The sequence below is a fragment of the Methylotenera sp. N17 genome (assembly GCF_000799155.1).
Lineage (GTDB): Bacteria > Pseudomonadota > Gammaproteobacteria > Burkholderiales > Methylophilaceae > Methylophilus.
This window is the reverse complement of the sequence record NZ_JUGE01000001.1, coordinates 2,635,831-2,662,542: the sequence shown is the minus strand read 5'-3', so window position 1 is coordinate 2,662,542 and position 26,712 is coordinate 2,635,831. Positions and strand designations below refer to the sequence as shown.

Sequence of the window (26,712 nt, the reverse complement as noted above, 5' to 3'; positions counted from 1 at the left end):
CAATCTCCTCTTAAAAATTATTGTGGTGGTATGCGCAATACTTGGCCCGGATAAATTTTATCGGGATGGCTTAACATGGGCTTATTGGCCTCAAAAATCTTCATGTAAGCATTGGCATTGCCGTAATACTCTTTCGCCACTTTAGACAAAGTATCACCGCGTACCACCGTATAAAACTGTGGCTCAGCCGCCGCCTCTTTCACGCCCAACTGATCTTGCACGTGTTCCACACCTGCAACGTTACCACAACACAATAATATTTTCTCTTTGATTTCCTGCGTCTCTGCCATGCCTTGTACGATGACCGTTCCTGAAGCACCATCAAAGCCTATAGCGAGTCCATCCGCTGATAGATTCATTTTGGCAACATATTCCGCTATCGCATTGGCAGCAGCACGATTAGCGGCGTCTATATTGACAGGCGTAGGCTCTTTTTTCGCCACTACTTCTGCGGCTTTTGCCTCACCCGTACCAAATAACTTTTCACCAGCTTCTTTAATAAATGCAAATAAACCCATGTGCTTCTCCTTATTGTGTATGCCTGCAGCAAAATGTAATCGCAGTAAGTTGTAAATCAGGATGACTACAAGACCATCATAGTGCAATTGTTTTGCGGTGACTACCTGCCGATTAATTAATTTTGTAAAGGTTTATTACAAAACAGAGTTTGTTTGCTATAATGCGCGGCTTGCAATTCACATCAGTGCAATTGCAACGCTGGCCGGGTAGCTCAGTCGGTAGAGCAGCGGATTGAAAATCCGCGTGTCGGCAGTTCGATTCTGCCCCCGGCCACCATCTTCAAGTAAGACCAAAATCTAGCCTGACTTTAAACAGTCGGGCTTTTTTGTGTCATCAAAATCTCTTTTCATTTATGCTAATGTCACTTTAAGTGATCAATAACAAACAGAAAATGAACTCATCCGACGATATAAAAAAAACCGCTGATTCAGCAGCACTAACAAAGAGCTCTATTAATTGGGGTGTAGTTGCCACAATTTCGACTTTGATTGTGACTTTATTGATACCTGTTTTATATGTAATTGGTAGGACGTATGAATCGCCACTAATTTTATAGACACTCTTCAGCCGTTTTCTTGAATTGGTTTTCGTAGTCTATCGGAGATAGCAAGTTATTGGAATTATGACGTCGTTTTGAGTTGTAGAACAACTCGATGTAATCAAAAATATCCTGCCTTGCATCATCGCGATGATTGTATATTTTGCGTTTGATCCTTTCCCGTTTTAATAATTGAAAGAAGCTTTCAGCCACAGCATTATCGTGGCAATTTCCGCGTCTACTCATGCTGGACTCAAGGTTATGTGCCTTCAAGAATATATCCCAATCCTCGCTGGTGTATTGGCTACCTTGGTCAGAATGTATCAGCACTTTATGTTTAGGTTTCCTGCGCCATACCGCCATCAGCAATGCATCCAACACCAGCTCTTTAGTAATGCGCGATTGCATGGACCAACCCACAATGCGTCGTGAGAACAAATCCATGACCACAGCAAGATAGAGCCAGCCCTCATGGGTACGGATATAAGTAATATCTGTTACCCATGATTGGTCTGGCAATGTGGGATTGAATTGCCTATTTAACGTGTTGGGACTGGTTATATAAGGCTTGCCACCATAATGCCTAGGCTTACGGTAGCCCACCTGCGCTTTTAAGCCGTGTGCATGCATCAAGCGATAGACGCGGTTAACCCCAATACGCTCACCCAGTGCACGCATATCACTATGTACTTTACGATAGCCATATACGCCACCGGACTCTAGCCAACATTGCTTAATCAAGCCTGTTTGGCGTTGATCGTTCTTATGGCGAATTGAGTGCGGATGTTTTAACCAGGTATAGAAGCCGCTGGGATGCACCTCTAGCATCCTACACAGCCATCTTGTCGGCCAACAGTCCTGATGATCTTTGATAAAGGCATACCTTACTCGGACTGCTTTGCGAAGTATGCCGCGGCTTTTTTTAATAGATCACGCTCTTCTGTGACACGTTTCAGCTCTTTACGTAGCCGGTTGAGTTCAGCTTGTTCCGCATGTTTGGTTTGGTGGGTTGCTGCGTCGGGTCCGAACTTCTTCACCCACGCATAGAGGCTGTCAACAGTCACATCAAGTCGCTTTGCCACATCGGAGACTGTATACCCCCCTTCAGTGATTTGACGGACTGCTGCTAATTTGAATTCTTCTGGATATCGTTTACCGCTCATTTGTCGCCTTTCTTTGGTCGCCATTATTACGGCTCAAAGGCGTCTAGTAAACTAGTGGCGATTCATGGGGCTATCTGGATGTCAACTTTGCAAATGGGATTCAGCTCTATCATGAGTTCAATGGTGTGGAGAATATCCTCACTGATGAGCAACTGAAAACCTTGCTGGATGTACTGCACACCGATAGTAATCGTCCGATTTGTCAGCTAGTGCTTTATTTAATTTCAACCGGATGCCGATTGTCAGAGGCACTGACTGCAAGATGGTCAAATATCAACGAAGCCAATAAGTTCTGGACTATCCCGGCAGCTAACTCTAAATCGAAACGTCAACGTTCTATCCCACTTTCGGACAGTGCATTGGAGATACTAAAGCAGATCGATAGAAAAGAATCTGATATATATGTGTTCACAAACCGTAAGACTGGCACCCGCTTCAAAAATATTTTTCGGCCTTGGGATCGTATCCGCAATAAAGCCGGTGTGCCTTTTTTTAGGTGTCACGATGCTCGGCACGGCTTCGCATCCTTTTGTGTTCAAAATGGAAGAAGCTTGTACGAGGTATCTAAACTTCTTGGGCATGCTGATACAAGGACAACCCAGCGTTATGCACACCTGAACGAAAAAACGTTATTAGAGGCGGCTAATTCTGTCACTATCAAATTATCAGCGGTGATGCAGATGAAGCCGAAGGAGGCACCCACAGGCGTAGTTGTGGTCTGAGGGAAGTTTGGTCGCTGGGTGGCACGGGTGGGCGGTGCAAACCGTTTCATCTTGGCCTCCCGGTGTGCCATACGCTTGTAAACATGGGGCGTGTTAGGCGGAGGTATCAGCACAAACTGATCTTCTGCCATTATCTCGCTTTCACGTTGATACAATTTTTTTAATGAAGCTTTCGAAGTTCTATTACGTTCGACAGTTCGGCATACGAAATTTAATTTGATGTTGTTAGTTTTCTTGAAGTTACGGAACCTAAAGCCCAAGCTCAACCAAGGCTATGGTTCGACATACAGGTTCGATTTTTTAAAAAGGTTGGAAAGACTTTCTGAAAAAGATGTTACGATTTTTAGACTTACAGCACTTACGGTCATGATATTTAGTTGTGTTGAAAATCCGCGTGTCGGCAGTTCGATTCTGCCCCCGGCCACCAGCATTTAGAAAGCTCACAGAGATGTGGGCTTTTTTCATTTGGTGGTCAGTGTAGCTAGAATGTAGCCATCAACTTCGCGTCTAGTCGTTTTGCAGCAGTTGCCAAGTGATCAGGTGCTAGATGTGCGTAACGCTCCACCATCGCCTCTGTTCTCCAGCCATCCAAACGTTGTAACTCATGCGTAGGTGTGCCAGCTTGTCCTTGCCACGTTGCCCAAACATGTCTTAAATCATGCCAGCGAAAATCTTCAACATCTGTACGCTTATCCTTATTTTTGATGAAAATGCGGAGATTAAACCCTATATTCTCCGCATTAATTAAGGAGAATGTTGACCATGCGGAGAATCAGGCCCATAATCACCGCATGAATAGCGGAGATAAACAATACGTTTGGCAACTTGATCAATGGCCTCATTGGACATTTGACCATGCGCAACTGTCAATTGCGCTCTCAAAAGTACACCATGCACAAGGCCGTCTGCTTGGTCGCATGGAAAACCTCGGTTTTGAAATGCGCGATCAAGCGGCACTCACAATCTTCACAGAGGATGTGCTGAAAACCAGTGAGATCGAAGGTGAACAGCTTGATCCTGATGCCGTTCGCTCCTCCATTGCACAAAGATTAGGCTTGGACATTGGTGCTTTGGCTCCTGCCGATCGCCACGTTGATGGTGTTGTCGAGATGGTACTAGATGCAACCCGTAACTTTAAACAGCCTTTATCCACAAGCAGATTATTGGGTTGGCACGCTGCGCTTTTTCCAACGGGTTATAGTGGCATGTCACGTATTCATGTAGCGCAATGGCGTAATGATGAAACAGGCCCGATGCAGGTTGTATCAGGCGCAATAGGCCGTCAAACAGTCCACTATGAAGCTCCGCCTGCTCACCGACTTAAGGGTGAAATCAAAGCGTTCTTAAACTGGTTTAATGAGACCCAGTCCGTTGATCCCTTGCTGAAAGCCGGCTTGGCGCATCTGTGGTTTGTGACACTCCATCCTTTTGATGACGGTAACGGCCGTATAGCCAGAGCTATTGGTGACATGGGTTTGGCGAAAGCAGATGGGACAGGTCAGCGTTTTTATAGCCTGTCTGCACAGGTTCAGCGTGAACGCAAACATTATTACGACATCCTTGAGCAATCTCAAAAAGGCAATCTGGACGCAACACCATGGCTGGAGTGGTTTCTGGCGTGTATGTTACGCGCTATTGAATTAGCCACGACCACGTTGTCAGATGTAGTAAGAAAAGCAGGCTTTTGGCAAAGATGGGCAACTACCCCACTGAATGAGCGACAAATCAAAATGATTAATCGTTTACTAGATGGATTTGAAGGGAATATGACCAGCAGCAAATGGGCAAAAATAGCCAAGTGTTCTGCTGATACTGCTTTACGCGACATCAATCAACTCATTGCACTTGGCATCATGGAGAAACCTGAACAGGGCGGTAGAAGTACGAACTATGCGCTGAAAGACTAATACTTTACGTAGAACAATCGTAGCTACGCTACACAAAATAAGATTGATTTATACTAAACGCAGATACATTAGGAATGTGGAAAACATTACAAGGCATTGTTTATATTAAAAAAATATTTTTAAATGCATTTTGAAAATCCATGTCGGCAGTTCGATTCTGCCCCCGGCCACCAGCATTTAGAAAGCTCACAGCGATGTGGGCTTTTTTGTTTTTAAGCCTTAAGCACGTAATCAAATTTCCATCACATATTCAATGCTCGTAATAATAAATGACGGCCTGACGAGATCAGGTCTGCCTCGATTACTATTCGTTAAGTCTTTAAATATATAGCTGCTTAATTTAGACTAAGTAAGAACTCAACTAATAATATTCAATTAAAGAAGCCTCTGTGCCGTCTATCTATCTATTAAAACCAAGATTTCAGGCCTTACTAAGGCCTGCAGTGATATGTCTAGCTAAGCTGGGTGTGACAGCAAATCAAGTGACGATTGTTGCAGTACTACTATCTTTCATGGGGGGAGGCTTCATTCTTTGGCAGCCACACGCTACATGGCCATTGTTGATGTTTCCATTAGTATTATTCATACGAATGGGACTAAATGCGATGGATGGCATGTTGGCACGTGAACATGGGCAACAATCACATTTAGGGACAATATTAAATGAACTGGGTGATGTGATTGCTGATGCAGGGCTTTATCTACCGTTAGCAATACTACCAAATATAGATGTATCGCTAGTTGTAGTGTTTGTTGTAATGGCTACCATTAGTGAAATGATAGGGGTAGTAGCATTACAGGTTGGCGCAAAGCGACAGTATCAAGGCCCCATGGGGAAAAGTGATCGCGCACTTTGGCTTGGCGCAGTGGCACTAATACTTGGTCTTGGTATACAGGCAGGCGTATGGGTAAATTGGCTATTAGTTTTAATGTTACTAATGTTGATACTAACAATAGTCAATCGCGCTAATGGTGCTTTGCAAGAGGCTAATCAGGAAAACAATGCCCATTAATCTGCAATATGCTCTATATGGTGTACTAGCAGTGTTGCTTACAGGCACGATTGCTATTGGGCTCAAAGTCTTAGTTAAACCAAGCGCGGGTGATCATGATCTATGGCTACGCATACGTTCTTGGTGGGTGATGGCAAGCTTATTTAGTTTGGCAATCATTGGGGGGCGTATACCATTGGTTGCCTTATTTGCATTTATCAGCGTCATCGCACTAAAAGAATATTTCGGCATGATCTCTATTAGGATTGCTGATAGACATTTACTTTATTTAGCTTACCTTACTGTTCCACTGCAATATCTATTTGTGTGGCAAAGCTGGTATGGCATGTTTATCATTTTCATCCCTGTTTATATGTTTTTATTTATGCCACTTTGCATGGTCATTAAAGGAGAAACTCAGGGATTTTTAAAAGCAGTTGGGACGCTACATTGGGGATTAATGGCTAACGTGTTTGCGATTTCTCATGCAGCCTATTTGCTAGCATTGCCAGATGCAGGTAACACCTCTGCAGGTAGCGCTGGATTACTATTATTTCTAGTATTTCTTACCCAATTTAATGATGTATTACAGTTTGTATGGGGTAAATTTTTCGGAAACACAAAAGTTGTCCCAAAAATCAGCCCTAACAAAACACTTGCAGGCTTGTTGGGGGGCGTAGCCACTACTACTTTTCTAGCTTGGCTGTTAGCCCCTTATTTAACGCCATTATTACGCTGGGAGGCTATTACAGCTGGTGCTATGATAGGGCTCGGAGGCTTTGTGGGTGATGTCACCATGTCTGCAATTAAAAGAGATATTGGCTTAAAAAATACAAGTGATATGATTCCTGGACATGGCGGCATTTTGGATCGTATTGATAGTTTAATTTTCACAGCACCATTGTTTTTCCATTTTATTTATTATCTGCATTATTAAAGGAAAGCTAATTTTGTTAAGACAACTTTTAGTCATTTTTTTGCTGATTGCTTCAGGTAGCATATTTGCGGCTGATGAAGAGAAACACCATGCCATCCACCAAGAACTACGTAATTTACTACAAGGCATAGAGACTGCTATCAACACGGAAAAATATGGCGATTTGAAGCAATATTTTTCTGAAAAACTTCGTGTAACTACAATTAATCAGCAATTAATATCTACACCTGATGGTATAGATGCTTATTTTAAAGACTGGTTTGGCAAGGGTGGCTATTTAATAAAACTTGATATCAAGCTCAATCCTGATTCATTAACACAGCTGTATGGTGACCCAGCTAATCCAAGCTGGGGATTGGTCTATGGTGGCGGTATCGAAAATTATCAACTTACCGACGGTCGCTATCTGCCAATGAAAACGCGCTGGACTGCCACAGTGGTAAAAGAGGCTGACGGCAAATGGCGCATTTTGGCATTACACATTGGCACTAATTTTTACGACAATCCTATTTTTGCAGCGGTAAAAGATTCCACTAAATATTATGCTGCTGGTGGCATGGGTGTTGGACTTTTATTAGGCGCATTACTGATGTTCTTTTGGAAAAGAAAAAAACGCTAAGCAGCAATCTAGCATTAACAAAAAAATCATAGAGAAAGAATAAGTAATGCTAGAAAAACGTATCGCTCAAGAACAGACATTCAGCGCTGTAGATGGTGCTGAGATTTTTTATAGGCACTGGCCAAGCAAGCAGCAAACAGCGCACAAGCGCGCAATTATTTTATTTCATCGTGGGCATGAACACTCCGGGCGTCAACAAGATGTCGTTGATAGTTTAAATATGCCTGATTACGATTGCTTTGCATGGGATGCGCGCGGACTTGGCAAATCACCTGGCGTACGAGGCTATGCTGACAATTTTGGACTCTTTGCTAAAGATGCCGATGTATTCGCGCGTCACATCTGCCAAAAGCATGGCTTCAAAATGGAGGATATCGCCGTCATTGCACAAAGCGTTGGAGGTGTGATTGCAGCCACTTGGGTGCATGACTATGCACCCAATATTCGCTGTTTGGTTCTAGCCTCGCCTGCGCTTAAAGTAAAACTCTATGTGCCTTTTGCGCGCACCGCCCTTGGGGCGATACAAGCGCTTGGTTTAACAAAAGCAATTCCAGCACTCGCATTTGTCAACTCATATGTAAAAGCCAAATGGCTCACCCATGATACAGAGCGAATTGCATCATACGAAATAGACCCGTTAATTACACGTCCTATTGCCGTGAATATTTTGCTCGAGCTATATGAAACCGCTGAACGCTTACTGAAAGATGCAGCAGCAATCACTACACCTACACAGTTTCTAATATCAGGCAGCGATTGGGTGGTACATCAAAAACCTGTACAAGCATTATTTAAAAAACTAGGTTCTAAAACAAAGGAATATCATGTATTTGATGGGTTTTTTCACGACACCTTAGGTGAAAAGGATAGGCATCTACCACTCACAAAAGCACGCGAGTTTATACAGTCACAATTTGCAACCCCCTTTGCACAGCCTGATTTAACAAAGGCCGATATCACTGGCTTTACACACGATGAAGTCGAGCAACTTAAAAAACCTTTATCGTTATTTAATCCAAAAAACTGGTATTTTGCTGCGACGCGCTTGAATATTCGCCTTGGTAGCCAAACATCTAAAGGCTTAAAGCTTGCTTTAGATACGGGCTTTGATTCTGGCAGCTCATTAGATTATGTGTATGAGAATGAAGCACGTGGCAGTGGTTTTATAGGGCGCTTGATAGATCGAACTTATCTAGATGCGATTGGCTGGCGTGGCATACGTATTCGCAAGCAGCATATTGAAGCTTTAGCAATAAAAGCTGCAACCCTTTTGCGTGCAGATAACCAACCTGTGCGTATGATGGATATTGCCGCAGGACATGGCCGCTACGTCTTACACACTGCTTTAGCAGTCAAAGCTGACTACGCACTATTACGTGATTACAGTGAACTCAACGTAACAGCAGGTCGGGCAATGATTAAACAGTTGAGTTTGGAATCAACCGCGCACTTTGAGTTGGCGGATGCTTTTGATGCGCCATCTATCGCTGCCATGACGCCCAAACCAACACTGGCAATCGTGTCAGGCTTATACGAGTTATTCCCTGAAAATGCGCCTGTGCAAAGCTCACTTTCTGGAATTTACCAAGCGTTAGACTCAGGCGGATATTTGGTGTATACCAACCAGCCATGGCATCCACAATTAGAGTTAATCGCGAGAACACTCACTAGCCATCGACAAAACAAAGCTTGGGTAATGCGACGCCGAACACAACAAGAGATAGATCAGTTGGTCTCAGCCGCTGGTTTTGAAAAAGTAGACCAATGGTCAGACACATGGGGAATTTTTAGCGTATCACTTGCAAGGCGTAGATAATGGGCAGCCAACTTAGGCTTACCAAACCACCTCTATTGTGGAAACGTGGGGCAGCATGGCTGGCTTTTCTTGGACCCTTCTTTTTTCTTGGTTATGGCTGGCTAAATTACCTAACAAGCGGGCGCAATGATATCGGCATCATGGTCGAACCTTGGGAACATTACATACCCTTCGTCCCTTGGCTAATGCTGCCTTATATGTCAATTGATGCTTTTTACGGCGTGTCACTTTTCCTATTTCGTAAACGTAGCGCACTTGATCGACATGCGTTGAGATTGCTACTCGCAACGGTAATTTCGCTTATTGGCTTTCTGCTATATCCGCTGCAGTTTTCATTTACAGTCCCTAAAGCCGAAGGTTTTAATGGCATGCTACAAGCGTTGTTATTAGGGTTTGATAAGCCCTACAACCAAGCGCCATCATTACATATTAGTTTGCTCATTATTTTGTGGGTGGTGTACGCCAAAAAACTGCAAAGCTTTGCTAGGCTAGCTTTGCATGCTTGGTTTGCCGCGATTGCGGCTTCCGTATTACTGGTCTATCAGCACCATTTTATTGATATTTGGACAGGCGCTTTAGTCGGCATTGTCTGCTTGTATTTGATTCCTGACAGGCCTTTTTTTTGGCGCTGGAAAGCGCCCACTGATCGCATGAAAAAGATTGCACTACGCTATGCTTTAGGTGCTATTTTGTTGTTAATGTCAGGATTATTTTTGAGTCGAATATCTAGCATACTCACCATAATCTTTATTTGGATATCGATTGCTTTAAGCTTAGTTGCAGCCGCCTACTATGGGTTTGAGCAGCAAGTGTTTCAGCGACACAATGGCCAAATGCGCTGGCCGGCGCGACTATTGCTGGCACCTTATTTACTAGGCGCTTGGCTAAGCTATCGCCACCATACCAAGCAGCAATCACTGTTTAATCAAGTGCACGACAATATTTGGCTGGGTGCATTTCCTAGTACACATACACGCCAAATGAATTGGGCTGCAGTACTAGATTTAACCAACGAGTTTCCCGTGTCGCCTATTAAAGCACCATCAAAAAAATATCTTCCCGTCATGGACTTAACCGCGCCAAACACGAAAGCACTGGTTAGAGCCGTACACTGGCTGGATAATGCACAGCAACAAGGCAATGTGCTAGTGCATTGCGCATTGGGCGTTTCACGCAGCGCCAGCGTGGTGGTATGTTGGCTGGTTTGGCGGGGATACGCGACAAGCATTCAAGAAGCTATCACGCATGTCAGTTCATTGCGTCCTAACCTACTATTAAATTCAGAGCACCAGAAAAATATTTGCCAGGCACTTTTACAGTTAAACAACAACGGCTCGGCTCAATTAACTTAAACACTAAAAGCGACTCCACCCAGAACCTTACTCGCCACGTAAACATCGTTCAAAGTACAAAATTTTCGAGAAATCTCACTAAGACTACGGTTGTAAAGAAAGAGATAACACGACTACAGCCTAGTCATTATTCATATAAATGAAAAGTACTGCTTGTCTAATATACTTTGTGCGCATGGCAATCAATGGTGATAGCCACCTTCTCGTTACATCAACGATGACAGATTTAATTCATAAAAAACTGGCACCATACAATTTTGATGGGTATGCAAACACCCAAATTTTTAATAGAATCAAAAGTCTTGATCTATCTCCGCTAAAAATCTACGTAAGAACAAGGAGGGTTTGATGAAGTGTCCAGCGATACTTTCGACTGAATCAGAACGATTGATTGCCTTATCCAATCATGGCCTAGACGATGAAAAGTTAATCCCTAGCCTTGAACCAGCAGTTCAGATTGCAGCGCGCATGTTCAATATGCCTGTTGCTGCAGTCAACATGATTGGTAGTGATCATGTGTTCTTTGCCGCGAGTGTGGGCGTTGGTACGGTGGACATGAGTCGCGATGTCTCTTTTTGTGCGCATGCCATCAATGAAGTCAATGGCATGGTGATTCCAGATGCCACGCTGGATGATCGATTCCACGATAATCCTTTAGTCACCGGCGTGGCAAATCTTCGTTTTTATGCTGGGGTTCCATTGCGCACTCCGGAAGGTCTCGCACTGGGGGCGTTGTGCGTCATTGATAATAAGCCACACTTGGATTTTTCTGCAGATGATCATTTGCGGTTACAAGAGCTTGCCAAGATGGTGTCAGACCGTCTTGAGCTAAGACGCATTGAAGTAGCGGCTAACCGCACCAGACCTAACTTTGAAGAATATGCAGGCAGTTCAAATACGCCTGTAGTGTGGTTTGACGAGACCCGTCGTATTACTGCATGGAACGCAGCAGCCGCACAATCTCATGGCTATACCCTTGAAGAAGGCGTTGGTAAACCGGTTGAAATGCTGATTCCAGAACGCCATCATTTACAGTTCCAAGCCTCTGTCGCCCATGCAATTGCTACAGCCTCTCTGGATCAGCTCAGCATCCCTTCGGAAGTACGAGGCTTGCGTAAAGATGGCACCGAGTTTCTGCTCGGATTCTCACTATTTGGTTGGAAAGAAGCCGGCCAAATGAAGTTTGAAGCAGTGCTTAAAGACATCACCGCACAACGTCTGGAAGAAATGGAGTTACGCCATCAAGCCAACATTGATCCGCTCACGGGTCTTGCCAATAGAGCAAGCTTTTATCGCAGTGTAGAAGACACACTCATCGCCGCTAAGCCAGCATCTGTGTTAATGATCGATCTGGACGGCTTCAAGGACATCAACGATACCTTGGGACATATCGTTGGTGATACGATACTCAAAGAAGTCTCGGTTCGCATTGCTAAATTGGTGGAACATATTGGGGTTGCAGCCAGAATTGGCGGGGATGAATTTGCGATTTTATTGCCTTTTATGACGGACACAGCATTGGTGAAAGAAGTCGCCGAATCAGTGATTCAACACATTGCATTACCGATTGTGATGGATGGTCAGGAAGTCAGGATCGCAGCAAGTTGTGGCGCAGCACTCGCCCCACTTCAGGCACATGAAGCGTTGGAATTGGTCAGCAACGCTGACCTTGCCTTATTCAAAGCTAAAAGCCTAGGGCGTGGACGTGTTTTTCTATTTGTCACGGCTTTACGCATGGAGGCAGACGCTAGGCGCTTGTATGCGCTTGAACTGCATCGCGCTGTCGATGAGGGAGAGTTTCTGCTTTTCTATCAGCCACAGGTGAATTTATTGACTGGCGAAATTACCGGCGCAGAAGCACTCATCCGCTGGAACCACCCACAAAGAGGCATATTGACGCCTGCTTCATTTCTCCCTGCGCTAGAGGGCGGCACACTTGCGGCAACGGTTGGCGCTTGGGTTTTAGATGAAGCATGTGCGCAAGCCGCATACTGGCGACGTAACGGTGCAGCCAATCTGCGTATGGGCGTTAATCTGTTTGGAGCACAATTCAGAGTGGGCGATCTAGTCTCAGAAGTCATGGAAACATTAGACAGGCATGGCTTACCCCCTGAAGCACTAGAGCTGGAGATTACTGAGAATATTGCGCTGAATCATGATGACGTGGTACTCCGCTCATTGCATCACTTGCGTGAACATGGTGTTGGTATTGCTTTTGATGATTTTGGTACAGGGTATGCATCTTTAAGCCTACTCAAGACTTATCCGTTGACCCGTATCAAAATCGATCAATCGTTCGTTCACGGCATGTTGGAACATGAGCAGGATGCCTCTGTGATCCGCGCAACGTTGGACATGGCGCACAGCTTCCATCTTGAAGCGATTGCTGAAGGGATTGAAACTGAAGCGCAACGTAAGCACCTGATGCAAAAGAAATGCAGTGAGGGCCAAGGCTACTTATTTGGCAAACCCATGTCAGCGATTAAATTTTCAGCAATACTAGGCATCAAACAATACGCGCGGGCCGTTGCGTAAAAAATGGGAAATCCTTACAACAACATCAGAAAAAGGCCCGACCTAAACTAAGCAATTAATTTTAATGGACAATTTTCAATATTTGTAAAAGTTCATTTACAATAAAACAAAATAATAACCATTGTTAATTTGGAACTATATTGAAGGCTTATTACGCATTTCATGAGAAATTGCTATCAGTGTTCGGTGTAGCTTGTTTTATCGTGCTTGCAATTATAGCCGCGGCATTGCACTTATCCAAAAACGCTGCAGATGCAATGGTGTGGGTGCAACACACACACGAAGTGCTCAATAATGTTGTGCAAGCCAAGTCTGACACGATTCAAATAGAGTTAAGCACGCAAACCTACAGAATTACCGGCGATGAAAAGCGCATTGCCGAGCGCGATCAAGTCATCCAATCAAGAGAAAAATCCCTACACCTCATCAAGCAAGCAACTGTTGATAACCCCATTCAGCAACTTCGCTGGCAACAAATCCGGGAGGTGATCGATGAGCGCCTAACAATTGCCAGGCACATGGTGTATCTGAGAAAAAGCCAAGGCTTGGAAGCTGCTAATGCCTATATCGCGAGAACTCCCTTGCAAGAGACACGCGATCGTATCTACCATTTGTGGCGAGACATGGAGAACGAAGAGCGGCAGTTATTAAAACAACGCTTGATTGAACAGGATAGAACCCGGCAGTTGAGTATCGCTGCCCTTTTATTTTCCGGCACATTGCTTTTAGCGCTGCTTTTTTCTACATTTTTCCTCATTTTAAAACAGCTAAAAGATCTCTATTCAAGCCGTAAAGCATTAGCCGAAAATGAAAATAGACTGTCCACAACGCTCCACTCTATTGGAGACGGTGTAATCGCGACAGATACCAATGGATGTATCACCCGCATGAATCCCATTGCAGAGCAATTAACTGGCTGGCATTTTTCTGCCGCAGAAGGCCGCCCGATTGAAGAGGTGTTTAAAATATTTAGCGAGCTCACTGGCCGTCCTTCTTCTATCCCTATCCAAACCGCCATTGAAACTAGAGCGGTGCAAGGCTTAGAAAAGAACACCGTACTAGTTGACCGTCATGGTATTACGCGTCCAATTGCCGACAGTGCGGCGCCCATACTAGATTCCTCTGGAGTGGTGGTTGGCGTTGTACTTGTGTTCAGAGATGTCAGCATAGAGCGTGAGGCCGAGCGTGATATTCAAACGCAAAACAATCGGCTTGAGAAAGAGGTTGAAGCACGCACAGCTGAGTTGCAAGCTAGCGCAGAAAACCTACGTAAAGTGACGGACAATGTGCCTGCGCTGATTGCTTACGTGGATGCGCAGCAGCGATATGTCTATGCCAACCAAAGATATATTGATCGGTTTTTTACACCAGACACGAGTAACATTCAAGGGTTAAGTGTAAAAGAAGCGCTTGGCGATGAGCGTTACCAAAAGGCGGCCCCGCATATAGCTCAGGCGCTACTAGGTAAATCTATTCACTATGATTGGGAGCCGTTCCCGAATGTTTGGCAGATGGTTAACTATGTACCCACCACCAATATGGATGGCGTGATTGGCGGCTATTATGTGCTCATTGCTGATATCACCGATAGAAAATTAGCTGAATTAGCGTTTTACAAACTGACGCATTTTGATGCCCTGACTGGCTTACCCAATGAAACTCAGTTTACCGACCTGCTCATTGAAGCCATCGAATCAGGAAAACGCACGAATCAGTCTTTTCCGCTCGTGCAGATCAATATCGAAAAATTAAGTGAAATCAACGATGCGCTAGGGTTTAGTAAAGGCGACCAAGTACTCCAAGAATTTGCAGAGCGATTAAAGCAAGTAGCACCTGCTACAAGCAACATAGCCAGACTACGCGGTGATGAGTTTGGGATTTTATTGCACAATAGCAGCGCCGACGATGCAGTGAGATTGGTGAATCAGCTTGAATCTTTATTAGCGCAGCCGATTGTGATCTCGGACATTGCACTCGATATCTCTGCAAAAATCGGCATCGCCATGTTTCCAGCACACGGGTCAACACCTCATGATTTATATCGACATACCGATTTTGCAGTACGCCAAGCTAAGAAAAAAGGTGTCCGCTACCAAATGTTTGATCACACACAGGATTCAGACAAGCCGCATCGTTTAGCACTGGCAGCAGAACTTAGGCGTGGCATCGATCAAAACCAACTCGCGCTTTACCTGCAACCCAAAGTGGAATTCAACACGGGTAAGACGTGTGGTGTTGAAGGACTCATACGTTGGAACCACCCTGAACGTGGGTTGATCTCGCCCAGTGAATTTATTCCACTGGCTGAGCAAATCGGGTTGATTAAGCCCATCACTCAATGGGTCATCGGTACGGCGATGCAATTGATGCATACTTGGGAAAGCGCTGGTTTTGTGATGCCAATCGCCATCAATCTCTCAGCACGCAACTTACACGAGGAAGATCTAGTAGAGAGAATCCGCGACTTAAAAACCAAGTGGAACATAGGCGCAAATCTTTTGGAGATTGAAGTCACGGAAACTTCCGTCATGGATGACGCGCAGCATGCCTTGGAGATATTGCACCTATTACGTGAGCAAGACATTCCCCTGAGTATTGATGATTTTGGAACGGGCTATTCATCGCTCAGCTACCTGCAACGACTCCCGGTGCAGTTCATTAAAATTGATCAATCGTTTGTGAACAATATGCTGTTGAGCAAAGAGTCTTTGATGATTGTGCGTTCCACTATTGATTTAGCGCACGCGCTGGATAAAAAAGTAGTTGCAGAGGGCGTGGAAACACAGGAACAGTGGGACAGACTCGTCGAGTTAGGCTGTGATATCGCGCAAGGGTATTGGATTGCCAAGCCGATGCCTGTTGATACGTTTTTGCGTTGGATTAATACTAAAAAGCCACCTAAAAAGACTAAGTAACACAATCGTTTTAACTGAGCTGATTGGCAAAATCGTGGTTCACATCGCGATGTCCGGCTTCATCATTGCGGACAACTATCACTACATCCTTCAAGCGCGCATCTGGCGCAAGCTTCCAATAATCAATAGCAATTTGTGGTGCCGGTACATTTTCGTAAGTGCCATTTTCAATACCCGCCAAATACTCGGTATAGCTGATCACTGCTTCTTCTTCAAAATACCCGACGACGCGATGTGCGGTTTTAGGCGAAAACACATACAGCACAAAGAAGAAATTGTAAAAAACACCTTGCGCCAATATCACTAAAAAACGCTCAAATCCATTGGGCTTGGCAATCTCAATAAACGTCATCAAGTGCATACGTTCATTTTCAGCTTCATCTAACAATGTTTTTATCCAGCCACGATCCGGCTGCATGGTGCGTAAAGATTTTAAATGTTGCAGCGCACCCCCTACCATACCTGGCACGGCGGCTACAGTTTCTAGTACAACGGCACGGTGACCATAGCGTCCACTAAAAAACGTGTCTGCAAAATAGCGTAAAAACTTAGTGAAACTAAGCGCGATATGGTCACGTAGATCTTCAGGTGTTCGGTGCTTTTGCAGTTCCATCAATCAATATCCTAGCTATATAAGTCAGTGTAGATGAATCAGATACAACTTAGGCATATACTTTTAGAATTAATTCATCCTCTATTCGATCACAACATATAGAGATGTCCGCTTAAAACACCAAGTCCCAATATTCAGCTTGAATTAAGTTTCTGGCGTTAACATTAAGCATCATCCCTAAACCTTCTCGCGTTGTGAACAACGGTCTAAAATGGCGTTATGAATACTGACAATTATTACTTTAACAAATGCGTATCTGCATGCGCCAACGCGCTATCAGTGCGCGTGTTACTCGTGATAGCACCGCTAGCTATCGCGTTAGTATGGTTTACCGGTCAGCCCATCAGCGCTGGAGAAAGCCCGGCGACTGCTCGTAAGTTGTCAGCCTCCGGGCAAATTCTTTCGCTTGAAAAAATCACCAAAGCAGCCAAAGCACTCAAGCCCGGGGAGATTTTGGAAACCGAGCTTGAACGCAAACATGGCGCATATGTGTACGAGGTAGAAATACTCGATGACAAAGGGCTGGTGTGGGAGCTGAAACTTGATGCCAAAACCGGCAAGCTGATCAAGATGGAGCAAGACGACTGATTATGCGTTTACTCTTAGCGGAAGATGACCCTACGCTGGGCCCACAGCTACAGGCTGCGTTGCAAAGAGCCGGCTATGCTGTGGATATAACCACCGATGGCGTAGAGGCAGAAATACAGGGGACATTAGAGCCCTATGACTTGATTGTGTTGGACCTAGGTTTGCCAAAGCGTTCAGGGCTAGAAGTCCTTGGAAACTGGCGCAACGGTGATTGCCGCATACCGGTCATTATTTTGACCGCGCGCGGCAGTTGGCAGGAAAAAGTGGCGGGCTTTAATGCAGGCGCAGATGATTACATTAGCAAGCCTTTTCAGATTGAAGAACTATTAGCCCGTATCAGTGCCGTGTTGAAGCGCAGTGCTGGTGTGGTCAGCGGAGAGTTGCAACATGATCACTTTAGCTTGGATGAACAATCGCAAGCAGTCGTACTGGAGAATGGTGAGCGTCACGACCTCACAGGCACCGAATTCAGATTATTACGCTACTTTATGCTGCACCCCGGTCACGTGCTCTCCAAAACGGCACTCACCGCCCATGTGTATGAATATGACGAAGACAAAGACAGCAACGTGATTGAAGTGTACGTGAATCGTTTACGCCAAAAAATCGGCAATGATTTAATTCAAACCAAGCGTGGCCAAGGTTATGTATTTGGGGCCAAACGCACATGATTTCTCTCAAGCGCCACCTCTCTTGGGGGCTGATTATCAGCCTGGTTGCGTTGCTGACTTTGCAGTGGGCCATTGTGACTTATGCCATCAATAAGCTTACAGAGGACCAGCTGGTCGAGCGCTTACAGCGAGAGGGCGAAAGCTTGCTGGCGGGCACAGAATTCGATGCTTCAGGACAGTTATTGCTGGATGCAAAACATGTCAGTGCGGTGTATCAGCGGCCTTTTTCTGGTCATTACTATGTGATATTTTCTGGCAAGCAGCGCCATACCTCTCGCTCATTATGGGATGTCGATTTGCCTATCCAACCGTTAACCACCGGCGCCCATACCAAGCGCTATATCAATGGCCCTGAGCAACAACCTTTGCTCGTTGTCGTGCACGGTTACCAAAAACAACAAGGGGTCATCACCATTGCGGTGGCAGAAAATCTGGCATCACTCAAAGCTGGCGTGATGCGTTTTCAATTACTGTATGCCGTCGTTTCTTTATTAGGGTTATTTGCTTTGCTGGCCATACAACGGTTGGTGGTACTGAATGCATTGCGACCTTTGCAGCAAATCAAGGACAACATAGCCAAGCTGACCAGTGGCGAAGAAAGTCAGATTAACAATAATGGCCCACAAGAAGTAGCCCCGCTGATTGAAGAGATGAATCGCCTTTTGATCGCCGTGCAACATAAATCCAGACGTTCCAGAGAATCGTTAGGCAATCTTGCACATGCGCTTAAAACCAAGCTGACACTGCTAAATCAGGCGGCGGAACGACCGGAGATGGAAATGCTCCCGGAAATACGCAACGACATTTATCGTACAACCACATCCATTAGCCACACTATCGAGCATGAACTTAAACGTGCACGTTTACTAGGCGATACGCACCCTGCACGCAGAGTAGATTTGAAAGCAGAAATTGCACAGCTGGTGCACACCCTACGGCAAATTTATCAGGCCAAAGCGGTCAATATCATGTGGGAAATCACACCGGATGCACGTTTTCATGGTGACCGGGAAGACCTGTTAGAAATATTGGGGAACCTGCTCGACAATGCATGCAAATGGTGCCGCAGCAGCGTATCGCTGACCATCAGCGGGAGCAATACCACGATTTTTGTCATTGAAGATGATGGGCCGGGATGTGCCGAGCATGAGCTCAATTTACTGACGCGCCGTGGTTTTCGTGCAGATGAATCCATACCAGGCAGCGGCCTTGGATTGGCCATCGCACACGATATTGTCGATAGCTATGGTGCGCACTTGAGCTTTGGCAGATCGGCCGCACTAGGCGGCCTACGGGTGGAAATTAGATTTAACGCGCATGAAGGTTGAGCGTTAAAATGTTCGGCTAGAACCAATCGCGTTTGATGTTGCGCACTTTACCGGTTTTTGCATCCACATTGACTTCCCACTCCTTGCCATCGGCATCGACCACTTCAAACTCATAATCCCAGCCTTTTTCAAAGGTGCGGTTCTCAAGTTCAGCATCTTTAATCACACCTGGCTTGGCTTGTAATGCAGTCGCTTTGGCTTGTTCCAAAGGGATCAAGCCAAATGATTTTGAAATAGACTCCATCTCTTGCAAATCATCGTCATCCGCATGGGCGGGGCCAAACATGGCAAAAGAGATGGCGGTTGCCATCAAAAGGGTTTGCACTGATTTTTTCATACTAGTTCTCCATTGAGTGAATGTGAGACCCACTCTACGCCCCCAACCTGAATACAAGCTTAAAATTGGCAGCAGGCTGAGAATCTATTGCTAGCCGACTCAGTGCGTAAGCATTACTCTTTATCCCAATATGGCTCCGCGCCAAAGCGCTCTATTAAAAAATCAATCAACACACGAATTTTCAACGGTAAATTACGCTTGGGCAGATACATCGCATAGACATGCTGCTCCACCGGAATATATTCGGACAACACCGACTTGAGGCGCTTGGCCTGAATATCTTTACCAATAATGTATGTAGGCAGTAACGCCAAGCCGAACCCTCCTAACACGACTTGCGATAAGGCTTCATCATCGTTGATGCGTAACCTGCCTGAGACGGGCACAGACACATCGCCTTCAGGGCCACGTAAGCGCCACAGCCCCCTATCACCAGAGTGAATATAATCCAGACAGTTGTGATGCACTAAATCTTGCGGGAAAGTAGGCACACCAAACTCATCAAAGTAAGTAGGTGTTGCGCAAATTTTGCGGCGGATTGGCGCTAGCTTTCTCGCCACTAAGGCCAAAGGCAAATCGCGCGTCACGCAAATCACCACGTCATATCCCTCTTCTGCCAAGTCGACGACTCTATCGGTAATCGTCATATCAATGGTCAGCTCCGGATAGCGCCGCATAAAATCCCCGACTGCCGGCGCGATATGTAGCGTGCCAAAAGCAACTGAAGCGGCCACTTTCAGCACTCCGCGTGGCTGCGCATTCAGGCTTTCTATCATTTTATGGGCTTGATCCGCCTCATAGTTAATGCGTGTGCAGTAATCAAAAAAGGCTGTGCCCACCTCGGTCAAACTCAAGTGACGCGTGCTTCGGTTAAGCAAACTTGCGCCCAGTGCATGTTCTAACTTTGCAACTGCTTTGCTGACGGACGATCTGGAAACACCCAGCTTTCTGGCGGCCGCAGAGAAGCTTTGCTCGTTCACAACCTGCGCAAAAATAATCATTAAATTTAAATCATACATAGCGCTATTGTAGCGCCATAGGAAACAATTATGTGCGATTGCAAGGGCTAATTATATTGATGTAAACGCATTATGATTCAGCCATCACCAACCCATACGGGAAACTGCTTGTAACACAACGATAGAGATGACAATGGAACCAGAAGATTTAATCATTTCAGATAAAGACTATATCCGCCTGGCTAGGCTAGAAAATAGTGCGCTATTGGCCTATGAACTCAGCCGCGCCTATGTAGTGCCAGCGGATCAAGTCCCCACCAACGTTGTTAGCATGAATGCGCGCGTGACCTACTTGGATGAAAGCAACGGCCTTAGGAGAGAGGTGGAACTGGTGTTTCCAGAAGATGCCAATGTGGAGCATGGAAAAATCTCTGTACTTTCACCAGTCGGTCTTGCGCTATTGGGCTTAAGGGAAGGCCAATCCATCGATTGGTCATTCCCAAATAATCGATCCAGAAGTTTAAGAGTGTTAAGTGTTGCCATACCCAATCAAAAGGAAGCGTAAACCATGAATAAAGCATTCGCCAACAATACAACATTTGTCGTGTCATACATTTTGTTGATGTTACCTACCTATTATTTACCGCTGGCCAGCGCAGCATCTGCCTCACACTCACCCAATATATTGCATATACAGTGGATGGTGGTGCTGTGCGCATTGCTAGCGCTGTGTTGGATATGCGTAATAAGAGGCGCACTGATCGGCAAGCAGTGGCTGGTAGCGTTACCTGCGGTTGCTATCGCTTTTGAATTCATCCCTAGGTTAAGCGCGATCCCATACGTATCTTCCAGCTACCATCTACTCGCCATCATCATTGGCATCGCATTTCCTGTGATTGCAAGGCCACAGTCCGCATTGACTAAGGCTTGATGCAAAGCGCTTCTCGCCACGCCGTGATTTTTTGCGCTAAAGTCAGTGCGGCATGGGCTGGGCTTGATGAAGGAAGGCGGACAAAATGGATACCGCTGACGTTTAATTGAGGCAATATATACACGTTAAAACTTTTTTCTGCCTCTGCACCGTTAAACCCCACCAGCCTGATATGTGGGTGCTGTTGGAAAAATGCCGCAAAGTCATTCGGTACGCGCGACCCCTCTTCAATCGCACTATCAAGGCTGCCGGGGCGCACGCAAGTATGCAGTACATCCCACAGCGCAATATCCGCGGCTTGCAGCTGCTCTACCCGGTGCAGGTATGGCAGCTCAGGGCTGAATCCGCAAATACTGGCCATGATGGGCCAGAATGCGTTACGCGGATGGGCATAATATTGATTGGCCTTGAGGGAAAGCACGCCGGGCATGCTCCCCAAAACAAGAGTATGTGCAGACTGCACTGCTATTGGCTGAAAACCAGTGATCGTGTGCATTGAATTGCTGGCTTTTATGTCTCAATATTTGGCAAAACAGGGCGTTGGTACCCACCCACAATACCCTGTTTAGACAATACCCACTGCCATAACTGAATATCACGCGCGCGGAAAGCGCCTGCACAAGATAACAAGTAGTAGCTCCACTTTCTATAAAACTCACCCCCATACTCGGTGTTGAACTCCGGCCAATGGTGATTAAAATTGTCAAACCAAGCCATCAATGTCCGATCATAATCTGCGCCAAAATTATGTAAATCTTCCACCACAAACTGGCCTTCCACTGCATGGGCAATCTGCTGAATAGAGGGCAAATCGCCATTAGGAAAAATGTAGCGATCCAGCCAGGGGTCTGGCATTAAATGGGTGAGGTTTTTACCAATGGTATGCAATAAAAACAATCCATCACTTTTTAGGCAACGATGCGCCACCTGCATAAATGTGCGGTAATTCTTTCTACCCACATGTTCGAACATACCCACGCTGGCGACCGCATCAAATGGCTCATCCATTTCACGATAATCTTGCAATCTAAACGCTACCGGCAAATGTGCGTAGCGTTGCTGACCAAACTTCATTTGCTCTGATGACACGGTGATACCTACGCATTCCACACCATATTTTTCTGCGGCATACCCCATTAAGCTACCCCAGCCGCAACCAATATCAAGCAAGCGCATGCCAGGTTGTAGTCTTAATTTCTGGCAAATCATCTCTAGCTTATTTTCCTGCGCCTGATCAAGATCCAGTGCGTCCTGCCAATACGCACAGGTATATGTCATGCGCTTATCTAACATGGCCTGATAAAACGCATTACCGAGGTTATAGTGATATTCCCCCACTCTCCAAGCACGCCGACTATTTTGCTTATTCATCAGCGTGTGTTGAAGGGTATGAAACCATAAGCCTATCGGCTTCACTTTCTCATGCAGTTGTGCACGCAGCAGGCGATAGAAGAACGCATCCAGCTGCGCTGCGTCCCAATCTCCCTGCATGTAGGATTCGCCCAAACCAAGGCTGCCCTCTGCCACAATCCGCTGAATGGCTGCGGGATGATGGATTTGAATATCCCAAGGGTTAGGGCCGTTGAGGCTAATCCCTGCTTCATTCAATAATTGATTAAACCATTTTTCTAATTGAGTGAGCTTCATTGCAAAACCAATCAATTTAAAAATCTAATAAATTTAAAAAGTTAAGCTTAGCTACTGCCACTGCTGCTTAGTGACGATTTGTTCGCACTTGATACTATGTACTATCCACTGTGCACCCTCATTAGACCGTTCACCAAGCCGGAGGTGCGTTTTGTCTGTGCACCTCGCTAGTCCAAGTCTGCCGAAAATTGATATTGATTACGCCCACCCATTTTAGACCGATACATAGCAGCATCGGCCTGCGCAAGCACACTGGAGACATCTTTGGCCTGATGATCAAACAGCGCAATCCCGACGCTAGGCGTGATCTTGTGCATGTGACCTGCTAAATCTGCCGGCTGATTCAATTCAGTTAGGATTTTTTCTGCCACCATACGTGCAATATGCACTGCCTGCGCTTGCACACCAGGCAGCCCTTCCAGCAAAATCACAAACTCATCTCCACCCAAGCGTGAAACTGTATCGCAGTCTCTCACACATCGCTGCAAACGCTCTGCCACTACTTTCAGTAACAAATCACCCTTATCATGGCCCAAGGTATCATTGAGCGATTTAAAATTATCCAAATCAATAAATAGCACCGCGCCCGCATTCTTTTTACGACGGACAACTTTAAGCGCTTTCTCCAGATGCTCGATCAACAAACGACGGTTAGCAAGATTGGTAAGCGGATCATAAAACGCTAGTCGCCTAATCTCGGCTTCTGCCAGCTTACGATCCGCAATATCAGAATGAATCGAGAATACAGAAACCGGATGACCTTCTTTGTCGCGCACCAAGGTCAGTCGACTTTCAATCATCAGCGGGCTGCCATCCTTGTGTCGTTTGGTCATTTCACCCGACCACTCACCATGTTTGAGCACGTTCTTTTCGGTCTGACGAACATCGGACGCCACATGTTTGAGGAGCTTGTGAATATCCTTGCCTAGCGCTTCTGCGGCGGTCCATCCATATAAGGTCTCTGCTGCCTTGTTCCAATAAGTGATGCGACGATGCATATCTCGGACGACAATCGCGTCACGCGTTTTATCTAACAGAGAGGCTTGCTCAGAAATGAGCGACAAGGCCTTTAACCGCTCCAGCTCATTTGCGGTGCGGGCTGCAAAAATTGTTAATATAGAAGAAATCAGCGCGATCGCATCTTTTGCAATCGTGTCTTCAAATAGTACAAACAGCAAGCCTATCGGGTGGTGATTAGAGTCTATCAAACGCAACGCGGCAAATGCCTGGTACGGGTGGTAGCGCATCATGACAAGCTCAGGGTAATCTCGCGCAGCAAAGGCTGGCACTATCCGCACCTCTGCACTCGAAAATAAAGTATCTGCAATCGTACTTAGAATGGCAAAGTCAAAATTTTCGATGATCTGCTGATTCACCTGTACCGCGATGGTTTTTGCAGACCAAGGTTTTTGACTGGTAAATTGACCGATATAACCAGCTTGCCCACCAATAGCTTGAATCATCTTACGCAACAGCTCGGGGAAAAACGTCTCGCTGCTATGCAAACTCACTGCGGTTGCCACCGCTAGCATAGAGTTATGTAGCCGTTGCCGCTCTATTTCTGCACGGATTTTAATAACCCCTGACGCAAGGTTATCTGCGATTTCTTGTAGCAACCTGACTTCATCGGCAGCAAATGTACGCATCTCCCCTGAATACATCGCTAACAAACCAATGGTTTTACCTTTATATTTAAGTGGCAAAGACACCAGGCCACGATAGCCCAAATCTGCCAATAAGGCTTTTAATGCAGGATCCAAATCCAATGTTGCCATATCTTCTACGGTAATCGGCTCGCCGCTGCGGATGGTTTTGCCGGCAGGGCCTCTGCCTGCTTGCGTTTCTTCAGACCAACTGAGCGCTACGCCTTTCAGTGCATCGTGTGTTTTACCAAAGTAAGCTCTAGGCGTAATCGATTTTTTCTCATCATCGTTAGCATAGCCCACCCACGCCATGCGATAACCCCCAACATCGACCGCAATACGACAAATCTCGACAATTAATCTCGATTCGTCAGCCACATGAATCAAGGTCTCGTTGCACTTGCCCAACATCATCAGTGCACGATTCAGCCAAGCCAGATCCAGCTGCGCTAGTTTGCGCTCACTGATGTCTTGAAACGTGCCGAATAGGCGCTCGACTTTTCCACCCACCATTGTCGTCATGCCCACGGCGCGCACCCAAATAGAACGGCCTGTTGCGGTAATAAACGGTAACTCCAAATCCCAACCAGTGCCATCGGCGATTGCACGCTCCACAGCTGCTTGAACCACAGACCGCGCTTCTGGTGCATAAAAGTGAATAGCCTCCTCCAACGTAGGTAAATGTGGTGGTGTCAATTCATGAATATGGAACACCTCTTTTGTCCACTCAACATGCGTACCGTTGACATCCATTTGCCACCCACCAATTTTGGCTATTTCACCGGTGCGCTCTAGCAATTCGGATGCTTGTAGTGCTTCTTGTGCAATAAGACGGCTCTCAATCAGCGAGACCACCTGACGCCCTAAGGCTTTGAGTGCATTGCGCTGACTTTCCGTGAGGGCTTTCGGAACCGAATCAATCACACATAAAGTACCCAAGCTAAATCCAAGCCCAGTGATTAGCGGCGTACCAGCATAAAAACGAATATTAGGGTCGCCTGTAACGAGTGGATTATCAAAAAAACGAATATCCTCTGTCGCGTTTGGGACTTCAAATATTTCATGGCCAAGAATGGCATGGCCACAAAAAGAAATATCTCGCGATGTTTCTGTGGCATCAATACCGCGTATGCTCTTGAACCATTGCCGATGCGCATCTACCAGCGTGATAGAGGCAATAGGTGTTTCGCATATTTGTGAGGCAAGCAGGGTGATATCGTCAAACAAAGGCTCAGGCAACGTATCTAGAATACGGTACTGGCGTAGCGCCTCAATGCGCGCTTGCTCGTTATGCGGGATGGGAGCTGATTGCAATCTTATCTAGCCTTCTATTCAACGTAATATCAGGTCAACACAAAATTTCATCTTAAACGATCGCTACACGATTTAATTCTACTCAAAAAATGCAATCTATTCACCCTATTACCTATTCACTTAGGCAGTTATTCACGTATATATCATTAATACATACTTTATTTGACAGGCATGGTGCAATGTAGATCACTTATACCGCTCTTTTTCTTACATGTTGTAACGCCCAGCGTGCAGGTTTGGCCGCGTATTCACGCGTTGTGCAAATTCGCACATTGTGGCTTGCGATGCCATCGCATCAATTTAAAATCCTGTGTACAATCTAATGCATCCAGGGGACATCATTTTGAGCCAATTCCAACACATTGAAGCCACAGAATTACCAACACTTATGACGCAGCACCGTGTGCTGTTGGTCGATGTACGCAATGAGGATGAGGTGATGCGTGGGCGAATTCCTCACGCCATTCATATTCCGTTGTCGATGTTACCGGTGCAATATCAACAACTAGAAGATGCAAGCCATGTAGTGTTTTACTGTCATAGCGGTGTACGCTCAGCGCTGGCAGCAGATTTTGCCGCAAGCAAAGGGTCTGCGCATGTGTACAATTTAACTGGTGGTGTGATTGCATGGGCAAAAGCGGGCTATGATTTCGTCAACCAATAAAA

Annotated in this window: 24 protein-coding genes and 1 tRNA gene; 16 read left to right on the top strand and 9 right to left on the bottom strand. The window is 45.7% G+C overall.

What is annotated here, in order from left to right:
- Window positions 1-17 precede the first annotated feature (17 nt).
- Window positions 18-518 carry a peptidoglycan-binding protein LysM gene (gene lysM / locus FG11_RS12665; protein WP_047535486.1) on the bottom strand — a complete coding sequence of 167 codons (501 nt, stop codon included), beginning with the start codon at window positions 516-518 and terminating at the stop codon, window positions 18-20.
- 201 nt (window positions 519-719) lie between these two features.
- Between lysM and FG11_RS12660 the strand changes: the two genes are divergently transcribed.
- Window positions 720-795 (top strand) — tRNA-Phe (locus tag FG11_RS12660).
- Window positions 796-1,069: 274 nt separating this feature from the next.
- Here FG11_RS12660 and FG11_RS12655 read toward each other — a convergent pair.
- Window positions 1,070-2,220 (bottom strand): IS3 family transposase gene (locus FG11_RS12655; RefSeq protein WP_369751682.1). Its coding sequence is split into 2 segments (ribosomal slippage): window positions 1,070-1,983 and window positions 1,983-2,220, totalling 1,152 coding nucleotides; the frame shifts between segments, so codons are not numbered across the junction.
- A gap of 125 nt (window positions 2,221-2,345) precedes the next feature.
- Here FG11_RS12655 and FG11_RS12645 point away from each other — a divergent pair.
- On the top strand, window positions 2,346-2,942 hold the full coding sequence (locus FG11_RS12645) for a site-specific integrase (RefSeq protein ID WP_052185047.1): 597 nt from the start codon (window positions 2,346-2,348) through the stop codon (window positions 2,940-2,942).
- A gap of 481 nt (window positions 2,943-3,423) precedes the next feature.
- Here the strand turns inward: FG11_RS12645 and FG11_RS13515 are convergent, their stop codons facing one another.
- Window positions 3,424-3,648: a tyrosine-type recombinase/integrase gene (locus tag FG11_RS13515; RefSeq protein WP_235276407.1), complete on the bottom strand. Its 225-nt coding sequence runs from the start codon at window positions 3,646-3,648 to the stop codon at window positions 3,424-3,426.
- 4 nt (window positions 3,649-3,652) lie between these two features.
- Between FG11_RS13515 and FG11_RS12640 the strand changes: the two genes are divergently transcribed.
- From FG11_RS12640 to FG11_RS12605, 8 genes are all read left to right on the top strand, one after another.
- Window positions 3,653-4,849 carry a Fic family protein gene (locus FG11_RS12640; RefSeq protein ID WP_235276390.1) on the top strand — a complete coding sequence of 399 codons (1,197 nt, stop codon included), beginning with the start codon at window positions 3,653-3,655 and terminating at the stop codon, window positions 4,847-4,849.
- Between the two features lie 467 nt (window positions 4,850-5,316).
- Window positions 5,317-5,862: a CDP-alcohol phosphatidyltransferase family protein gene (locus FG11_RS12635; protein WP_235276389.1), complete on the top strand. Its 546-nt coding sequence runs from the start codon at window positions 5,317-5,319 to the stop codon at window positions 5,860-5,862.
- On the top strand, window positions 5,852-6,778 hold the full coding sequence (locus FG11_RS12630) for a phosphatidate cytidylyltransferase (protein WP_047535481.1): 927 nt from the start codon (window positions 5,852-5,854) through the stop codon (window positions 6,776-6,778). Before FG11_RS12635 ends, FG11_RS12630 begins: the two co-directional genes overlap by 11 nt.
- A gap of 13 nt (window positions 6,779-6,791) precedes the next feature.
- Window positions 6,792-7,397, top strand: coding sequence for a YybH family protein (locus tag FG11_RS12625; protein ID WP_047535479.1), 606 nt, complete (start codon window positions 6,792-6,794; stop codon window positions 7,395-7,397).
- A 46-nt stretch (window positions 7,398-7,443) separates the two neighbouring features.
- A complete protein-coding gene (locus FG11_RS12620; protein ID WP_047535477.1) occupies window positions 7,444-9,213 on the top strand; it encodes a bifunctional alpha/beta hydrolase/class I SAM-dependent methyltransferase in 1,770 nt (589 codons plus the stop codon).
- Window positions 9,213-10,565 carry a phosphatase PAP2/dual specificity phosphatase family protein gene (locus FG11_RS12615; RefSeq protein ID WP_047535476.1) on the top strand — a complete coding sequence of 451 codons (1,353 nt, stop codon included), beginning with the start codon at window positions 9,213-9,215 and terminating at the stop codon, window positions 10,563-10,565. The genes FG11_RS12620 and FG11_RS12615 overlap by 1 nt, the downstream gene beginning before the upstream one ends.
- A 348-nt stretch (window positions 10,566-10,913) precedes the next feature.
- Window positions 10,914-13,100, top strand: a complete 2,187-nt coding sequence (locus FG11_RS12610) for a putative bifunctional diguanylate cyclase/phosphodiesterase (RefSeq protein WP_047535474.1) — start codon at window positions 10,914-10,916, stop codon at window positions 13,098-13,100.
- A 203-nt stretch (window positions 13,101-13,303) separates the two neighbouring features.
- Window positions 13,304-16,015 (top strand): EAL domain-containing protein, encoded by a 2,712-nt coding sequence (locus tag FG11_RS12605; protein WP_235276388.1) that lies wholly within the window; start codon window positions 13,304-13,306, stop codon window positions 16,013-16,015.
- 10 nt (window positions 16,016-16,025) lie between these two features.
- Here the strand turns inward: FG11_RS12605 and FG11_RS12600 are convergent, their stop codons facing one another.
- A complete protein-coding gene (locus tag FG11_RS12600; protein WP_020183464.1) occupies window positions 16,026-16,628 on the bottom strand; it encodes an alternative oxidase in 603 nt (200 codons plus the stop codon).
- A 219-nt stretch (window positions 16,629-16,847) separates the two neighbouring features.
- Between FG11_RS12600 and FG11_RS12595 the strand changes: the two genes are divergently transcribed.
- Genes FG11_RS12595 through FG11_RS12585 form a run of 3 tightly spaced genes read left to right on the top strand, consistent with a single transcriptional unit; the run spans window position 16,848 to window position 19,215 of the window.
- Window positions 16,848-17,216, top strand: coding sequence for a PepSY domain-containing protein (locus FG11_RS12595; RefSeq protein ID WP_047535468.1), 369 nt, complete (start codon window positions 16,848-16,850; stop codon window positions 17,214-17,216).
- Between the two features lie 2 nt (window positions 17,217-17,218).
- Window positions 17,219-17,887 (top strand): response regulator transcription factor, encoded by a 669-nt coding sequence (locus FG11_RS12590; protein ID WP_020183462.1) that lies wholly within the window; start codon window positions 17,219-17,221, stop codon window positions 17,885-17,887.
- Window positions 17,884-19,215 carry an ATP-binding protein gene (locus FG11_RS12585; RefSeq protein WP_047535466.1) on the top strand — a complete coding sequence of 444 codons (1,332 nt, stop codon included), beginning with the start codon at window positions 17,884-17,886 and terminating at the stop codon, window positions 19,213-19,215. The genes FG11_RS12590 and FG11_RS12585 overlap by 4 nt, the downstream gene beginning before the upstream one ends.
- A gap of 16 nt (window positions 19,216-19,231) precedes the next feature.
- Here FG11_RS12585 and FG11_RS12580 read toward each other — a convergent pair whose 3' ends face one another.
- Together FG11_RS12580 and FG11_RS12575 are read right to left on the bottom strand one after the other, a co-directional pair.
- Window positions 19,232-19,552, bottom strand: coding sequence for a PepSY domain-containing protein (locus tag FG11_RS12580; RefSeq protein WP_047535464.1), 321 nt, complete (start codon window positions 19,550-19,552; stop codon window positions 19,232-19,234).
- A gap of 113 nt (window positions 19,553-19,665) precedes the next feature.
- On the bottom strand, window positions 19,666-20,571 hold the full coding sequence (locus FG11_RS12575; protein WP_025223523.1) for a LysR family transcriptional regulator: 906 nt from the start codon (window positions 20,569-20,571) through the stop codon (window positions 19,666-19,668).
- Window positions 20,572-20,704: 133 nt separating this feature from the next.
- On the opposite strand from FG11_RS12575, the gene rnk reads away from it, so the two are divergent.
- A complete protein-coding gene (gene rnk / locus FG11_RS12570; RefSeq protein WP_020183458.1) occupies window positions 20,705-21,076 on the top strand; it encodes a nucleoside diphosphate kinase regulator in 372 nt (123 codons plus the stop codon).
- Window positions 21,077-21,079: 3 nt separating this feature from the next.
- Entirely contained in the window at window positions 21,080-21,442 is a 363-nt protein-coding gene (locus FG11_RS12565) for a hypothetical protein (RefSeq protein WP_047535454.1), read from the top strand.
- On the opposite strand, the gene FG11_RS12560 is transcribed toward FG11_RS12565, so the two are convergent.
- From FG11_RS12560 to FG11_RS12550, 3 genes are all read right to left on the bottom strand, one after another.
- On the bottom strand, window positions 21,432-21,938 hold the full coding sequence (locus FG11_RS12560) for a DNA-deoxyinosine glycosylase (protein ID WP_200884583.1): 507 nt from the start codon (window positions 21,936-21,938) through the stop codon (window positions 21,432-21,434). The two genes, FG11_RS12565 and FG11_RS12560, sit on opposite strands and share 11 nt — an antisense overlap.
- Window positions 21,939-21,952: 14 nt before the next feature.
- Window positions 21,953-23,089 (bottom strand): cyclopropane fatty acyl phospholipid synthase, encoded by a 1,137-nt coding sequence (gene cfa, locus FG11_RS12555; RefSeq protein ID WP_052185100.1) that lies wholly within the window; start codon window positions 23,087-23,089, stop codon window positions 21,953-21,955.
- Window positions 23,090-23,256: 167 nt separating this feature from the next.
- The gene (locus FG11_RS12550) at window positions 23,257-26,046 is read right to left on the bottom strand and encodes a diguanylate cyclase domain-containing protein (protein WP_047535451.1); all 2,790 of its coding nucleotides are present in this window, start codon (window positions 26,044-26,046) and stop codon (window positions 23,257-23,259) included.
- 343 nt (window positions 26,047-26,389) lie between these two features.
- On the opposite strand from FG11_RS12550, the gene FG11_RS12545 reads away from it, so the two are divergent.
- Window positions 26,390-26,710 carry a rhodanese-like domain-containing protein gene (locus tag FG11_RS12545; protein ID WP_047536204.1) on the top strand — a complete coding sequence of 107 codons (321 nt, stop codon included), beginning with the start codon at window positions 26,390-26,392 and terminating at the stop codon, window positions 26,708-26,710.
- The last annotated feature ends 2 nt before the right edge of the window (window positions 26,711-26,712 follow it).